Below are 15891 nucleotides of genomic sequence, written 5' to 3'. Positions count from 1 at the left end.
ATAAATAATTTCCTCCTAAGCTCTTAAACGTTTCATAAAATCAATGGCTGGATCATTCGGAACGAGTTGGGCGGTCAATTGAATCCCTTTTGCGGCGAGTTTTTCAAAGACGGTCACTTCTTGTTCCAGCACTTGGATACTCTTTGTGATCTCCATTGCCCCTTTTTTATAACTCATATTGCCGACGTTGACCGCTTCTAATTGACCACCTGCTTCAACGTAACGAAAGACATCGGTCGGGTTTTTAAAAAGTAAAAAGATCCGCTGCTTGCCGTATTTACCCGCTGGAATATTTTTCGCGGCAGCAGCGACGGTCAACACTGACAAACGCATCGAAGTCGGAGCTGCCATGCGCAAAGATGATTTTTGCAGTGGATCACTAGCAGCTTCATCATTGACAACGATGATCCGTTGGGCTTCTAAACTCGTCGTCCAGATCCCCGCCACTTGTCCGTGGATCAGCCGCTCATCGATTCGAGTATTGATGATATTGGCTTGACCAGCATAGGCTTCATAACATGCCAGATTTTCACTTTTTTCAACTGGATCAGACACTGGTACTTGAGTCAGCTGGGCTTTGACATCCACGGCTTGACAGGCCGATGACGTGAGCAGCTCTGTAACGGTCACTTGTTCATTTAACGTCGCTTCTATCACTAAAGGCAGCGACATGCCGGCGATCAATGCGACTGTTTCATCGTCAGCATAGGTTTGTAATGCGACATTACACGGCGTTCCTCCCAGTAGATCGGCGATGATCAGCACTGGACCGGTCAACGTTTCCATTTTTTGCTGTAAGTCCTGGGTAAACTGAATGTTGTCTCCATCTGGTTTTAAAGCCACACTATGCACATGTGCTTGCTTTCCAACGATCATTTCTAAACTAGCTTTGACTCCTTCAGCCATGGCACCATGACTGACTAACACGATATTTCTCATGCTTTTTTCTCCTTGTTCGCTTTTTTAAACGAGCTGTTTGCTCTGTGTGATCGGCTGCATTGAAAAGGCTACCTCCGTGATGCAGACCCCTTCTGTTTCAAAAATCACGATCTCATTTTTTCCAATCTGTAAAAAATCACGCGGGCAATACAATGATTGGATCGGGCCTTGCTGCCAATAACGCCCTAGTAGCTGACCGTTTACGATCACGACACCTTTGCCATAGTCAGAACAATCGATAAAGGTATCTTCCACCGCTTGCAATTCAAATTCACTGCGGTAAAAAGACGGCTGCGTAGGATCACTGCCCGCGGTGTAATCGATTTTTGCTAATTGTGCCGGCGTTAAAGTCAATGGGATCTGGGTATAGCCTTGTTGAAAATGAAGATCATGCATCACGCCACCGCGGATTCCTTTTATTTGCGTGGGGCTATTTAATTTAAAACCGTAATTCACGCGCCCCAGATTCTCCACTAAAAGGTCCAGCTGCAGTGTCTTTTGATCCGTTTGACTTTCGATCAAAAGTTCTTCACCTAACGTTTCATGATATTGGGTCGCTAGGTGCTTGCCAGCTAAATAAAACTGGACCCGATCACTTGCTTCGACGACTTTTAATTTCGTTTGATGCCGATAATTTTTTAAGGTTGTCGAATATAATTGATAGCCATATCCGGTGCCGGCTTCTTCCATCGTCAACGGATAAGGTGAATCAATTGCGGAAAAACGCGCTTTAGTCTGTAGCAGCGACACACTTTGGGTGATGGCAAACCGACCGATCGCACTGCATTTTTTTGTTCGCGGTGCGGCTTGCCAAACGGTAGGACAGACTGCTTTGATCGCTTGTTGGACTGCGTAATATTTTTCTGTCGGTTCCCCAGCTTCAGTCAGTAACGCATCATAATCATAGCTGGTGACTTGCGGCAGATCCGTTGTCCCACGAGCAGAACAGCCATTATAAAAACCAAAATTTGTCCCACCATGAAACATGTAAAGATTCAACGAACCGATCGCTAACATTTCTTTGACCTCGGCTGCCAATTCTTTTGCGTCGCGTTTGATCACCGGCTCGCCCCAGCGATTGAACCAGCCATCCCAATATTCCATACACATGATCGGCCAGACTTTGCCATGACGTTGCATAAAAGCTTGCAATGCGGCGGCATTTTTTTTCGAAGCACTGCCGAAATTTCCAGTCACGAACACATCGTCTTCAATCAACGTCCCTGCATCCAGTGCTTCGTCCCAGGCACCATCAGAAGTAAAGAGTGGGACCTCGATCCCAAATTCTTCCATCAATTCTTTCGTCTGACGCAAATACGCTTTTTCCATTCCGTAAGACCCATATTCATTTTCCACTTGCATCATGATCACCGGTCCGCCTTTAGTCACTTGTAACGGTGCTAAAGTAGGGAGTAACACTTTATAATATTGTCGGACTTTTTCCATAAAACGCGGATCTGTTGAACGCAGCCGCATTGGTTCTTTCAATAACCAAGCTGGCAGACCGCCAAATTCCCACTCCGCACAAATGTAAACCGCTGGCCGCAAGATCACCATCAAACCCAAAGCTTGTGCTAATTTGACGAATCGTTTGATGTCTTTGTTCCCAGTAAAGTCAAACTGACCTTCCATCGGTTCATGTAAGTTCCATGGCACATACGTTTCAACCGTATTGGCGCCTAAAGCTTTTAAATTATATAAACTGTCTTCCCACTGAGAAAGCGGCAGTCGAAAATAATGGATCGCACCGCTGATCAATTTGACGGGCTGACCATCCACTAAAAAATCTTCTTTGATCTCAAATCGCTTCACGAATTTCCTCCTTCTGACACTTTTACCAGTAACGTTGCCAATCTGGTCGCGCGACACGCATCAAGGCTTCTAAATAAAAATAATCGCCCCACAAATTAGGCTCATCGACCCCTTTTCCCGTAGCATGGGCATAGACACCGTGGAGTAACAAGCCTTCGTTTTCTGGCTGAGTTTTCGCCGCGTACTGTTCACCTAATTGATAGAGCATGCCGCACGCTAGTTGTTGGGCTTTTGGATAGGCAGCAACTTGAGCGGCTTCCAACAAGCCGCAAGCCGTGATTGCAAGAGCGGAACTGTCTTTAGCAGATGGATTATGGTCAGTAAAATCAAAATCCCAATACGGCACGAGATCAGCTGGTAGATTTTCCAGCATGACGTCAACGATCGCGCCATAGTTTTTCGGATACGGTGTAGCTAAAAAACTTTGGTTGAGCGGAATACCTAAGACCGCCCAACTTTGGCCTCTAGCCCAAATCGACGTATCCCGATTGCCTTGATGGGTCACACCGCAAGTTGGCTGTCCTGTTGCCGGATCAAAATAATGCGTATGAAAAGTCGTCGCATCGTCTCGGATCACTGTTTGCAAGACCGTTTGATAATGTTTTTGCGCAACTTCCCCATACTTAGGATCACCAGAAAGCTTGCTCGCTTCAAACAGCAACGGTAAATTAATCAAAGAATCAATGATCAACCGGTATTCATTTTCCGATCCGTAAGCGCCCCACGCTTGAATAAATGCGCCGCGCGGGTGGTAGCGTGCTAGTAATACGTCTGCTGCTTTTAACAGTTCAGCTTTACATAATCTATTACCGGTAATTTTATAGCCAGCACCTGCTGATAAACTGTACAAAAAACCAATATCATGATGATCTAAAACGATATGATCAGCTAAGCGGGTGTTAAAGCTTTCAATATTTTCCATTGCGCGCGTATAAAATTTAGCATCGTTCGTCCATTCATAGGCTAGCCACAACATGCCAGTCCAAAAGCCGTTCGTCCAATCATCATTTTCTTTGATGCGGTATTTGCCGTTAGTCGCTTCTGCTGAAGGAAATTTTGTCCCGAAACGTTCCATATTTCGTTCGATTTGAGTGATGCACGCATTGATCTCTGCTGCTAACCACTCAGGAGTAACTTGCTTACTCAAGGCGAATAAACGCGTTTTAGTTTCTTCCAGTACCATCGTCGTATCCTTCCTGTTTTAAATTCCAACCAAATGCTTCCAATTGCGTCAACGCTGGAAAAGGTGAAGCATCGGGTGCTTTTTGTAAATTTCTCAACGTAAGTTTCGTTGTGCGTTTAGCTGGAAAAGTCACGGCTTGAAAGTCCAAGCTAGCTGTTGTCGGCATGGTGAGTTGGCTGCCATCAGAAAAAGCTAACGTCACTTCGGTCCAGTAACTATCATGGGGAAAATCGCCTCGTAGCAACAAGTGCACCCGATCTAGCAACACTTCCCGACCAAATTCAACCGTTAACTGTGCATCCGCCTGCTGATTGATCCCCCAAGAAGTAAATGGATAGGAACCATGGGAATGATTGCCATATTTGCCGTCGATCGCATTTTTAGCAAAAAAAACCGCTTCATCTCGCGTTTCAACATTCGCTGTCGCGTGGGGAAACGCCCCGCTAGCTTGCTTTTGATCGTGAGGATTGAAGGTGAGATTTTGATAGTGTTCAATTTCAAATGCGTCAGCGACCCGCACAAATAAATGATGACGTTTCGATAAAAAGCTCGTTTCGACATTGGCTTTGTGCTGAGTAGCTAATAGCGGGATTGGAAAAATCCATTGTTTTTCCGCTAAATAAACTAAAGTCGGCGCTAACGTTTCATCCAATTGCACGATGAGATACTGATTTTTTTCAGTCGTCGTCACTACGATTTGATCCCCGGGTCGATAAGCATAATCTTTGATCGCTAAAACCGCCAATTCTGTTCCAGTTGCTTCATACAGTTGCGGCTGTTTTTCATGATCGATGACCCCTTTGATCGTTTCACCAGCTTGATTTTTGATCGCTAACGTTAACATGTGGTTCCTTCTTTCTCATAACAGCCCCCCACTAAACAGATCAAACGATGAGTTCCTGGGCTGATTTTTTGTGTCAAGTAAGGCAGTGATGTGCGAGGGAAAAAAAGTGAAGTGTTCGCGGCTAGTTGCGTGATTTCCGCTGTTTGATAGCCTTCAATGGCGATGATCTCAGAACGCAACTTTTCGCTGACGACCCGCGCGCTCTCTTTGGTGACGTGGGCTAAAGGTTGTTTTTTTAAGAGGGGGACACTGAATCCGCCTTCTTTGATCGTTAACGCAACAGACGTTTCCAGTTCATGCACGCGGACATGCCACTCGCCAAACGGATAAATTTCCGTGGTGATCTGAACACTTTCAAAAGGCGACCATTGATAGCGGATTTTTTCGGCGGTCAATTCATATGACGTGACCTCACGTTTTGGTCGAAAAGACTGGCCGTCAATGGAAACAGCTAGCACATTGTCAAACGCCCCATCGCGATAATCCACGCCAGCTTTTGGCACGCTAAAGCCAAATTTCGTCGAATAGACAAATTTACTATATTTAGCTTCCGCATGCGCTTGGCCTTCAATCAACAACCCAGCAGGATAGCTTAAGACATGTTGCCCAGCTTTTGTATGGATCAGCAACTGATTGCCCGACTGGATCAATTTTTTCGTTTCACGAGTAACTGGTTCAGGCTGCGCGTGCCAAAATGGATGCTCAGCTGGTGTCGCTAAAACTAAAAATGTTTTTAACGCCCAATAAGGTGACCCCGGGGCATTATAATCTTCTGCCATCACTAAATTTTCATAGTGATAACCGATCGACAAGCGTTCGTCAAACGTAAAAATGTCATGGTCCAACCACGTCGTCAAATGCTGAGCTAACAACTGTTTCACCTGCCCCCACGGAAGCGCTTCAACTTCTGCGAACACGAGGGCTGAGAAAAAAGCGCCTTGTGCAAACCGATATGTCAAGCTTCGACCATATGGCACAGCTTCACCATCCGCGTCAAAATAATAAATATAATCTTGCGCAAATTGAGTCGCTCGTTCAATCAAAATTTGCGCGCGGTTTGGTTCTAGCTCCCGCATAAATTTCGCGCAGATCAAGCCATAATAATGGAAAGCAAACGGAACGTAATAATCTTTTTGCGTCTGCTTGCCATCAAAATACCAGCCGTCTCCCAGATACATTTGATCAAGCAAATCCAACTGCTCGTTTAACAACTGGCGATCTAGTACTTCACCACAATGAGTCAGTGCCAACCAGATCAAGACTTTAAAAAAAGTCCAATTGTTTTTCGGGATTTTTTTAGTCAACGCTTGCTTGAGCCAGGCGCTGACATTTTGCTGCGCTTCTTTAGAAAACTGCGGCCACAATGTATCGTGGTGCAATAATAAAGTTAGTGACAACGCCGCCATTTCAACGATCGATTGATCATAATTTTGGATCACGCCCCAATAAGCAGGATCGTTTGGGTCAACGCCGCGGCTGATCTTTGCCACGTAACTTGCTTGTAACGTTTCATCTGACGAGTAGACCCAACTCGGTGCTAGTCCCCACAACGGTCGTAACAAGGCTTCGATCTCAGCGTGTTGCGCATCATAAACGGCGCCGCTCGTACCAAGTTTCAATCCCGGTACAGTCGAGCGGACTACATGCGGTCGTAATGGTTGAATGATTTTAGCTAACGCTTGTTGGTAATCTTGTTGCGTTAAAAATCGTAGTGTTTCGTTCATGTAAGGCTCCTAATCTTTTTAAGGCTGTTTGCCCAAATAAGCTAAGATCCCGCCATCTACATACAAAACATGTCCATTAACAAAGTCAGAGGCCCCAGAAGCTAAAAAGACTGCTGGACCAGCAAGATCTGCCGTTTTACCCCAACGATTAGCGGGGGTTCGGCCTAAAATAAATTCATTGAAAGGATGACCCGTTTCACGAAGCGGTGCAGTTTGCGGCGTTTCGATGTAGCCTGGTCCGATGCCGTTACATTGGATATTGTATTGACCATATTCAGCAGCGATATTTTTCGTCAGCATTTTAAGTCCACCTTTTGCCGCCGCATACGCACTGACCGTCTCGCGACCCAACTCACTCATCATCGAACAAATATTGATGATCTTGCCACTACCTTTTGCCATCATGTCAGGCAAGACCGCTTTTGCCATAATAAACGGCGCATTCAGATCCACATCGATCACTTGTCGAAAATCAGCCGCGGACATTTCCACCATCGGCGTGCGTTTGATGATCCCGGCATTGTTGACTAAAATATCGACACTGCCCACGTCTTGTTTGATTTGTTCGATCAATGCAGTCACAGCACTCTCATCGGTCACATCGCAAACATATCCGTGAGCTGTGACTCCGACTTTTTGATAACTTTCGATTCCTTGCTCGACTGATTCTTGGGTCAAATTATTAAACACGATCGTCGCACCCGCAGTCGCTAAGGCACACGCGATTTCAAAACCGATCCCATATACGGCACCTGTCACCAAAGCGACTTTGCCTTCTAACTGAAATTCATTCATTGTAAATGTCATTTTTTTCTCCACTCTTTTCTTTTATTTAAGTTGCGTCATTGAAACCATATCCATATCGGTGTACGTGATATTTTCGCCACACATCGCCCAAATAAACGAATAATGACTAGTGCCGACACCGGAATGGATCGACCAACTAGGTGAGATCACGGCTTGTTCACAACTGACGACTAAATGTTTGGTTTCATCTGGCTTGCCCATCAGATGGAACACTCGCGCGTCTTCTGCCAGATCAAAGTAAACGTAAGCTTCCATCCGCCGTTCGTGGGTGTGACAAGGCATCGTGTTCCACGCACTACCGGGTTCTAAAATCGTATAGCCCATTTGCAGTTGACAGCTCTCGCACACATTCGGATGGATATATTGATAAATTTTGCGTTTATTTAAGCTGAGTTGTTCGCCGGTTTCCATTGGCGTGAGGTCGGTTAATGTGATTTTGACATTGGGGTATTTGTGATGCGCGGGAGTAGAACTGAGATAAAATTTGGCTGGGTCAGCGGGATCGACGGAAGCAAAGCGAACGTTCCGCGTCTCTTTGCCGATATAATAGCCATCTTGTTTGTGCATCGCTTCTGTTTGGCCCTCGATCTCAATGGTTCCAGGTCCGCCGATATTGATCACCCCCAGCTCACGGCGTTCTAAAAAGTACTCGACACCTAGCTCTTGGTCGAGGACGATCTCCAACGTTTCAGTCGTGGGGGTCACCCCGCCGAAGATCATCCGATCATGATGGGTATACACTAATTGGATCTCACCGGGAACAAACACTTGCGGCACTAAAAACTCTTCCCGTAATTGTTCCGTTGAATAATGCTGAATATCCGCGGGACTGTGGCTATAACGATTTTCCATTTTTTGCATTTGATTTGACTCCTATTCTTTCTGTAGATCAACCTGTGGCTTCACTAGTTTGACTCGTTCTTTGATTTCTTATTCGGAAATAAATATTTACCATTAAGAAATCGCAACCCAATTATATCGACCCGACCTTCAAATGCAAACGTTTTTTTAGTGATTTAACAACGTTCTTTTATTGTGGAAATTAAAAAAAAAATCCAACTGCACCACGTGGGCAGTTGGATTGGTTGATAACTGACTTTTTTTACGGAATCGCTTGCTCAATGCAGGCTTTTGTCGCTAATAATTCATGATTGATCAGTTGCTTTTTTTCTTCGGTCAGCCGATATTTCGGCATGCTGATACTAAAGGCACCTAAAATTTGTGTACCTTTTTTCAACGTTACCGCGCTACAAAAAATATCTCGTTCCACTTCTTCATCATCATAGGCGACCCCGGTTTGGCGGATCGCATCGATGGCTACCCATAATTGCGCGGGCTGTGTGATGGTGCGTTTGGTCATCGCCGCAAGTGAATGCGTCGCTAAATACTGTTCGATCTCAGGGTCAGTGAATTCCGCTAAGATCGCTTTGCCCATTGCTGAATTGTAAAGGGGTCGGGTGATCCCGACTTTTGAGGACATGCGGATCGTTTGGTTTTTCGGTTCTAATTTATTGATATATAAAACTTCATCAGCATTCAAAACACCTAAATGAATCGTCTCATCAATTTGTTGCTGCAATTTTTCAAAATACGGCAAGGTAAGCTCCGATAAATCGATCTGCTCTAAGCGCTTGTTCGCATAACGAACTAATTTAGCGCCGAGTCGATAAGTTTTATCTTTGCCTTTTTGAACATAATGGATACTCACCAATGTCTCTAAGATCTTGATCGTCGTTGAAGCGGTCATCTCCGTTGCTTGGGCGATCGCTTGTAACGTCTGATCGGGCTGAACAGCTAAAAAGTCCATGATTTTAGCCGCTCGGATCAAGACTGTGCCATACGGTTTTTTTTCTGCCATGTGAACTCCCTTCTTAACTAAAGGCGGCCTTCCTTTTTTAGGGCGACCTTAATCAATAACGCTTTAAGCATAAACGCTTTTCGTCAATTTTACAACCATCAATCACAGATTGTAACGAAACAGCGAAACAAAAAGGGCTCTGACGCGTGATGGTCCTAGCCCTACTTTTCATAAATAACATTTAAAAAATCATACTTACCGTGCTAGCCGAGCGCCGCTGCTACTTGTTATGACTTGTTCGATCTCTGCTTCTGAGACTAAATTCAAGTCACCGGTGATCGTTAGTTTTAACACACTGGCTCCTAATGCAAACTGCAGCAATTTTTGTGGTTCATAGTCGTGTAATAACCCGTGTAAAAGTCCCGCACTAAATGCGTCCCCGGCAGCCACGCCTTCCATCACATGCAGCTCATACGTCTCACTTTCGTAAAATGTATCGTCTGCCAACAACAGCGCTTGCCAGTGACTAGTTTCCACCGAATAAATATTGCGCAAAATACTAGCTACCATTTGACAATTCGGATACTGTTGTCGGACTTTTTGCATCGCAGCTTTAAACGAGGCTTGCTGATCGATCCCCCGCGCTTCATCGCCATCAAAAGCTTTGATCCCTAACGTCGCTTCAAAGTCTTCGTCATGAGCGATACAAATCGTGACGTATGCCATCACTTTTCCCATCACCGTTTGGGCTTTTTCCGGCGACCACATTTTACTGCGGTAATTCAAATCACACACGACTGGGATCTGCTGTTGGTTACAATACGCACAAGCAGCTAACACGGCAGTTTCTAATTCAGGTGAGATCGCAGGTGTGATCCCGGAAAAATAAAAATAATCGACATCCCAAAAAATCCGCTCCCAATCAAATTCAGTCGCTTGTGTCTTGGCAAATACACTGTCCGCTCGATCATAGACGACATTCGAGGGTCGCAAGCTCGCACCTTTTTCAAAAAAATAAATCCCCAGACGCCCGCTGCCAGTCAACAGTTTACTCGTGCCAACGCCATAACTGCGCAACACATTGGTCGCAGTTTGCCCTAAAATATTTTGTGGGAATTTTGAAAGATAATCGACTTGATCTCCTAGTAATGCTAATGACACCGCAACGTTTGCTTCGGCTCCGCCATAAGTCGCTTCAAATGCATGGGCTTGTGAGATTCGCTCATTGCCCACGGTTTTTAAGCGCAACATCATTTCGCCAAAAGTTAACACTTTCATCTTGCTCTTCCTCTCTCGTCAGGTTTTCAAATTCAGTCATGTAAGCTCGCGCTAATTGCGTGACTTTGTCAAATTCACCCGTTTCAACCGCCGCAAATAAATTACCGCCGACACCGACACACGTCGCGCCCGCTTCAAACCAGCGTGCCAAATTAGTTAAATTTACACCGCCAGTCGGCATGATATTCAGCTGTGGTAAAGGTGCTTTAAACGCTTTGATGATCTCCGGTCCAAAAGCACTGCCTGGAAACAATTTGACCAGATCGACCCCGGCTTGCAGCGCCGTTTTCATCTCCGTGATAGTCAAACAGCCTGGCAAATAAGGAATTTGATACAAGCCGCACAGACTGGCAGTTTCTGCATCGAAATACGGACTGACGATAAATTCTGCCCCGGCTAAAATCGCTAGTCGAGCCGTGGTCGCATCCAGTACGGTCCCTGCACCGATGACAATTCCCGGATCGTGCTGATACATCTCGACTAGTTGCGTGATCACTTGTTCAGTCTGGGGAATCGTAAAGGTCACTTCGATCCCCTTCATTCCCCCAGCGACCACGGCTTGACACGCTTGTAAGGCTTCGTTTGGCTCTGAGCCACGGACAACCGCAATGACCCCCGCGGCTTTTAACTTACTTAAACACTTCATTTTTCTCACGTGTTACAACCCTTCCCATAGTGACAAACGAGCTGTTTGACTATGTTTTTGATCATGCTCATTTTTAAATCGTTTCCAAAAAAAGTAACGCGAACACTTTCCTGTTAAGCAACGCCACTCTTTTTCTTATTTAGAAAACTTATTTTCCAAATGAGTCATTTCGCTTGCGATTTTAGGCGCTTTAGCTGCGAAAAGCAACCCACTTACGAGTAAAAGACGTGTTGAAAATGACTTTCATTTTTTAGACGAAAAAAATTAAACATAAATTTTTATGAACCTGATTGAGATTCAAGAAAAAAATTCCGCTCTAAAACACAAAAAAATCGCAGCCTACAACTAAGATTGGTCGGAGACTACGATTTTTTGACTATTTGATTTTTTGACTCAACTCTTCGATCGCTTTTTGATAGCCATCATCGTTAGCTTTAACGAGCTTGAACAACTGGTCTTGGATCACACTGGCAGTCTTGCTGTCGATAGAACCAGTCGCAGGTAAATTATTTTGTCCTTGGATCGCGATCACCGCATCCCGTGTGCGCCCGTCAAACTGATCACCCTCGGTTGAATAACCCAATGCGTTTAACATATCATTGATATTTTGGATCGCTTCACCAGTATCCCCTACGCGCCAATTGGACTTGCGCGAGATCGGCGGCAGTTTAGCGTAACTTGGATAATCGGCTTTGATCGTTGGCGTGACGCCTTTGTTATTGAGCCATTTGCCGTCTGGGGTCAGCCATTTCATCACCGTGAGTTTGACGAAACTATCTTCACCGATCGGTTGGACGTTTTGGACGGTGCCTTTGCCAAAGGTGTTGACTCCAATGACTGGATAGCCGGCTGATTTTACGGCTGCAGCTAAGATCTCAGCTCCTGACGCGCTTTCTTGGTCGACTAAAAAGGCGGCCGGTTCCGTGATCTTGAACCCATCGTCGATTTTTTTACTGGCGATATCTTTAGAAACTTTTCCATCAGCGTTGCTGAATTGGACGATCGTCTGACCGTTTTGTAAAAAGTAGCTGGCAACACGTTCGGCTTCATTCAATAGTCCGCCTGAATTTTGGCGGATATCCACTACAAAGGCCTTCGCCCCTGCTTTACGTAGCCGTTCGACTTGCTGGCGGAATTCTAAGGCAGTCGTCTCACGGAAATTCGAGATTTGGATCGAGCCGATCGCGGGATTTTTTTTGTCCAATTCACCGGTCACCGTGTCTTTTGGTACGACATCGCGAGTCAGTGTCAGCGTAAATTCGTTGTCACCACGTTTGACCAGCAAGGTGACTTCCGTTCCTTTTTCGCCCCGGATCGAGCTAGCGGTTTCATCTAACGACATTTTTTCGGTTGATTTGCCATTAACTTCTAAAATGATATCGCCGGCTTTCAACCCAGCATTGGCAGCTGGTGAATTTTTGATCGGGACTTGTTCGATCACTGGCAGATGATTCACTAACTGCAAGTTCGCTCCGATCCCTTCAAAATCTTTGGAGACTTGTTCATCGAGTTCTTTTGATTCTTTCGCTGATAAAAACTCGGAATACGGATCGTCTAGCGCATTGGTCATACCCGCTAGCGCGCCGTGGATCAATTTTTCACGACTGATGTGATTCACATAATTCGTGCTGATCAAATCATACAGTTCTTGAACTTCATCAAGATCACCGCGGGTCACCGAGACGATCTGTTCATCTTTGGCGCGGAGCTTGCGTTCGATTACGTAAACAAGACTCGCCGTCAAAATGACCGTAAAAAAAAGACTGATCAACAGCGTCTTGATCGTGACTGTTTTTTTAAGCAAGCAATCACCTTCACTTTGTGTTTTTTTTAATCATAGCACGCAGGAAAAAAAAGGAAAAGCTTCGATAAGCTTTTCCTTAGCAATTACTTAGCGTTTTCTAGATATTGCTCATAAACGCGATCGAATAAATCCATCGAAGGCAAGTAATCGACATTCAATTCTAAGTAATCCGCCAGCTCATGATAATCTTCTGTCTGCTTGGGAAACATGGGATCGAGGCTGGCGGCCCACGCAAAATTTTCGATCGCATCATGAGGGTCATGCCCGCGCAAGGTCATTAGATAATGATAAAAACTTCTTCGCATGTTCGTTTCCTACTTTTCTTTTGGCAAATAAAGACTGAACTGAATGTCATCTTTTACAAGATCGATATGATCTGCTTTGACGAACATCCCGTTTTTTAATTTAAATTGGTCTAGCTTCAAAACAATCGTTTGATCATCGGGGGAGACGTCCACCCAATCGGGAAATTTATAGCTACGCAACAAAATCGCCATCACTTGTTTGATCGGCAAGTTCAATGTCCCCACCGATAGATCCCGCGCCTTTAGTTGGACGTTACCATTATCCATCACATACGGATCAAAATACAAGTAAAACTTGATATTTGCGCCTAAAAATTTGAATTTTCCTGCCAATAAGGCTTGGTTTTCTAAATAAAATTTATATTTCACATCGGAATCATGCTGGTACTCATCCAAAAAATAAGCGATCAAGGTGTTCATTTTTTTCTTATCGGTATTGATATTCAAGACTGGCGCACCTTTTGCCACTGTCGTTTCCGTTGCAGGCGGCAAGTGGACTTCGCGCGTCGCTAACAGCCGCGTCGATAAAAAGATCCCGCTGCCGATGATCAGACCTAACAAGACGAGAAACGCGATTTTCCAGCCGTTGACTTTTTTTCTGCTTTTTACATTGAGCTTCATCGCTTCTACTCCTTCACGAGCCACTGCGCTTTAGTGGCGATCATTTTTTCTTCCAGCGCATGGGCCATGATCTGATAGCCAAGGTTGTTGGGGTGGAAATTATCTTTGTCATACAAGACATTGTTTTTGACACTGGAATCGGTGGTGGACTGCTGCGTATCAGCTGATTTCGCGGTTTTTTCCGGCAAGCCTTTGTACAACAGATCATTGACGGGGATGAAATAACATTGGTAAACGTCTTGCGTCAACTTTTTCGTTGCATCATTCCAACTGTCGACTACTTTTTGCATCTCTTTGACATCCGGAAAATTCAAGTAATACGGATTGTAGATCCCCACCACATAAATCGGTGCGGTCTTGTTCAACTTGCGAACAGCCGTCAACAAGTCTTCCGTGTGCTCCGTATAAGTTTTGATCGGTCGCGCGAATTTTTTAGCCGAGCTCGCCGTCAAATTTTTTTGAAAAGCTTGCAATAGATCGTTACCGCCGACTGTAATGGTGATCAAATCAGAACTTTTCAAACTTCGTTGCAATTCGTCATCTTTTTTGACTCGTTTTAAAATCTGATCGCTGCGCTCGCCCGAGATCCCAAAATTTTCCGTTTGGATCGTCTTTAGCTGATAGTGATCTTTTAAATAGTTGGCTACCAGCGGCACGAACCCGCCGCGCTTCGTCTCATCCCCCACGCCTTGAGTCAACGAGTCGCCCACCGCTACATAATGCACGGTCTCTTTGTAATTGCGGGTAGGATCGTTTTTGGGACTTTGAAGTTGGGGCTTGGCAGCCGGAAAGGCAAAATTCAAGCCGACTAAAGTCACGACTGTCACCACAAGGGGCACTGCCAACCACCATAATTTTTTTAATTTCACTGCCTGCCATCCCTCCTTTGCTTGCTAAGCTAGCCTGGGTAAAGTTTAGACTGGACCGGCTTTGATAAGTTGCTTTGGTAAGTCGTTTTGCTAAAATTCGCTTCCTTAAATCATACCACCAGCTAACAAAGAAGCCTGACAAATGTCTAGGCCTCAGTGTAGTACATGATCGCAAAAGCATCTTTTCCCGTATGGGTCGCCACGATCGGATTGGTATGGAGCACCGGAATCTCGATTTCGGGGAACATTTCTTGCAACGCGGCTTTGGCTTCCACGATAAAATCGGTTTCACCGGTATGGGAGATCCCGATTTTTTTGACGTTTTCACCCATCTCAGCTTTAAACGTCTCAAACCATTTTTGGAACGTTTTTTTCCCGCGGCCTTTTGCGACTGGGATCAAAGTACCTTCTTTTAATTCCATCACGATCCGCATGTTCAAGACATTGGAGATCACGCCTTTTGCTCGGCTGACCCGTCCGCCTTTCACCAAATTATCCAGTGACGAGATACCGATAAATAAGCGGCTGTTGTTTTTGATCTCGTCGATCGCGTTTAAGATCGTCTCCACATCTGCGCCATCACGGGCTAATTCAGCCGCTTTGATCACTTGAAACGACAAGGATTGGTCGATATAATCGCTATCGACGACCGTCACGTCACTTGCGGTCAAAAAGGTCGCTTGCCGCGCTGCTTCCACCGTGCCGCTCAACGTGTGGGTCATGTGGATCGAGATGATGGAGCTGCCATCTTTGCCTAATTCATCATACAATTCAGCAAAATATCCGATGGGGGGTTGGCTCGTCTTCGGCAGATTGTTCGCCGTGGCCATCATCGCCATAAATTTTTCGCCGGTCAAACTGTCATCATCGGTATACACCACATCATCGATCATGACCGATAGTGGGATCACCGTGATATTCAGCGCGTCCCGGACTTCTTTTTTAAACGTGCAGGATGAATCCGTTACGATTTTTACTTTGGTCAACCTAAATCCTTCTTTCTTTGAACAAAGAGTTTTGATTATTTTTAGTATAGCAGAATCGCAGGAATAAATCATATTTCCTGCGATAGCTAGCGTTCATCTTAAAGATTCCTGAAAAAAGGATCTTTCTAATCTGTTATTCATACGTCTCCACTAGTGTTGCAAAGAACTTCAAATCATTAAAAGCATTGCTATAAAGCTATTCATGTACAAAAAAATCCTTTATACTGTTCTCGGATGACTTATCCAAGACCAATAAAAAGGACCTACGCATGGAT

At 45.0% G+C, this 15891-nt stretch carries 14 protein-coding genes and 1 pseudogene; all 15 read right to left on the bottom strand.

Going from position 1 to position 15891, the window contains the following annotated elements; translation table 11 throughout:
• Positions 1-15 precede the first annotated feature (15 nt).
• On the bottom strand, positions 16-939 hold the full coding sequence (locus GVJ38_RS03360; protein ID WP_159721762.1) for a PTS mannose/fructose/sorbose transporter subunit IIAB: 924 nt from the start codon (positions 937-939) through the stop codon (positions 16-18).
• Positions 940-963: 24 nt separating this feature from the next.
• A complete protein-coding gene (locus GVJ38_RS03355) occupies positions 964-2751 on the bottom strand; it encodes a glycoside hydrolase family 35 protein (protein ID WP_159721761.1) in 1788 nt (595 codons plus the stop codon).
• A 22-nt stretch (positions 2752-2773) separates the two neighbouring features.
• Positions 2774-3934: a glycoside hydrolase family 88 protein gene (locus tag GVJ38_RS03350; RefSeq protein WP_159721760.1), complete on the bottom strand. Its 1161-nt coding sequence runs from the start codon at positions 3932-3934 to the stop codon at positions 2774-2776.
• Positions 3915-4778, bottom strand: coding sequence for a hypothetical protein (locus GVJ38_RS03345; protein WP_159721759.1), 864 nt, complete (start codon positions 4776-4778; stop codon positions 3915-3917). Before GVJ38_RS03345 ends, GVJ38_RS03350 begins: the two co-directional genes overlap by 20 nt.
• Positions 4772-6502, bottom strand: a complete 1731-nt coding sequence (locus GVJ38_RS03340; RefSeq protein ID WP_159721758.1) for a DUF2264 domain-containing protein — start codon at positions 6500-6502, stop codon at positions 4772-4774. The genes GVJ38_RS03345 and GVJ38_RS03340 overlap by 7 nt, the downstream gene beginning before the upstream one ends.
• 18 nt (positions 6503-6520) lie before the next feature.
• Positions 6521-7309, bottom strand: coding sequence for a gluconate 5-dehydrogenase (locus GVJ38_RS03335; protein ID WP_159721757.1), 789 nt, complete (start codon positions 7307-7309; stop codon positions 6521-6523).
• A gap of 21 nt (positions 7310-7330) precedes the next feature.
• Complete coding sequence (kduI, locus tag GVJ38_RS03330) at positions 7331-8170, bottom strand: 5-dehydro-4-deoxy-D-glucuronate isomerase (protein ID WP_200849445.1); 840 nt, start codon at positions 8168-8170, stop codon at positions 7331-7333.
• Positions 8171-8411: 241 nt separating this feature from the next.
• Entirely contained in the window at positions 8412-9167 is a 756-nt protein-coding gene (locus GVJ38_RS03325; RefSeq protein WP_159721756.1) for an IclR family transcriptional regulator, read from the bottom strand.
• Between the two features lie 195 nt (positions 9168-9362).
• The gene (locus GVJ38_RS03320; protein ID WP_159721755.1) at positions 9363-10385 is read right to left on the bottom strand and encodes a sugar kinase; all 1023 of its coding nucleotides are present in this window, start codon (positions 10383-10385) and stop codon (positions 9363-9365) included.
• A gap of 19 nt (positions 10386-10404) precedes the next feature.
• Positions 10405-11040: pseudogene (locus tag GVJ38_RS03315) on the bottom strand (bifunctional 4-hydroxy-2-oxoglutarate aldolase/2-dehydro-3-deoxy-phosphogluconate aldolase); the annotation flags it as partial.
• A 367-nt stretch (positions 11041-11407) separates the two neighbouring features.
• On the bottom strand, positions 11408-12835 hold the full coding sequence (locus GVJ38_RS03310; protein WP_159721753.1) for a S41 family peptidase: 1428 nt from the start codon (positions 12833-12835) through the stop codon (positions 11408-11410).
• A gap of 83 nt (positions 12836-12918) precedes the next feature.
• Positions 12919-13140, bottom strand: a complete 222-nt coding sequence (locus GVJ38_RS03305; protein WP_159721752.1) for a YozE family protein — start codon at positions 13138-13140, stop codon at positions 12919-12921.
• 9 nt (positions 13141-13149) lie between these two features.
• Positions 13150-13761 carry a YpmS family protein gene (locus GVJ38_RS03300; protein WP_159721751.1) on the bottom strand — a complete coding sequence of 204 codons (612 nt, stop codon included), beginning with the start codon at positions 13759-13761 and terminating at the stop codon, positions 13150-13152.
• Between the two features lie 5 nt (positions 13762-13766).
• Positions 13767-14630 (bottom strand): SGNH/GDSL hydrolase family protein, encoded by an 864-nt coding sequence (locus tag GVJ38_RS03295; protein WP_159721750.1) that lies wholly within the window; start codon positions 14628-14630, stop codon positions 13767-13769.
• Between the two features lie 146 nt (positions 14631-14776).
• Positions 14777-15616, bottom strand: coding sequence for a DegV family protein (locus GVJ38_RS03290; RefSeq protein ID WP_159721749.1), 840 nt, complete (start codon positions 15614-15616; stop codon positions 14777-14779).
• Between the last annotated feature and the right edge of the window lie 275 nt (positions 15617-15891).

The organism is Enterococcus sp. CSURQ0835, assembly GCF_902706605.1.
Classification (GTDB): Bacteria; Bacillota; Bacilli; order Lactobacillales; family Enterococcaceae; genus Enterococcus_A.
Note: the sequence above shows the minus strand (reverse complement) of the source record. Positions and strands in the feature narration are given on the sequence as shown.

Excerpts from the sequence above, each read along its gene's own strand:
- GVJ38_RS03325 (WP_159721756.1), bottom strand. The coding sequence starts at position 9,167 with ATGGCAGAAAAAAAACCGTATGGCACAGTCTTGATCCGAGCGGCTAAA.
- GVJ38_RS03345 (WP_159721759.1), bottom strand. The coding sequence starts at position 4,778 with ATGTTAACGTTAGCGATCAAAAATCAAGCTGGTGAAACGATCAAAGGG.
- kduI (WP_200849445.1), bottom strand. The coding sequence starts at position 8,170 with ATGCAAAAAATGGAAAATCGTTATAGCCACAGTCCCGCGGATATTCAG.
- GVJ38_RS03320 (WP_159721755.1), bottom strand. The coding sequence starts at position 10,385 with ATGAAAGTGTTAACTTTTGGCGAAATGATGTTGCGCTTAAAAACCGTG.
- GVJ38_RS03360 (WP_159721762.1), bottom strand. The coding sequence starts at position 939 with ATGAGAAATATCGTGTTAGTCAGTCATGGTGCCATGGCTGAAGGAGTC.
- GVJ38_RS03335 (WP_159721757.1), bottom strand. The coding sequence starts at position 7,309 with ATGACATTTACAATGAATGAATTTCAGTTAGAAGGCAAAGTCGCTTTG.
- GVJ38_RS03300 (WP_159721751.1), bottom strand. The coding sequence starts at position 13,761 with ATGAAGCTCAATGTAAAAAGCAGAAAAAAAGTCAACGGCTGGAAAATC.
- GVJ38_RS03340 (WP_159721758.1), bottom strand. The coding sequence starts at position 6,502 with ATGAACGAAACACTACGATTTTTAACGCAACAAGATTACCAACAAGCG.
- GVJ38_RS03305 (WP_159721752.1), bottom strand. The coding sequence starts at position 13,140 with ATGCGAAGAAGTTTTTATCATTATCTAATGACCTTGCGCGGGCATGAC.
- GVJ38_RS03350 (WP_159721760.1), bottom strand. The coding sequence starts at position 3,934 with ATGGTACTGGAAGAAACTAAAACGCGTTTATTCGCCTTGAGTAAGCAA.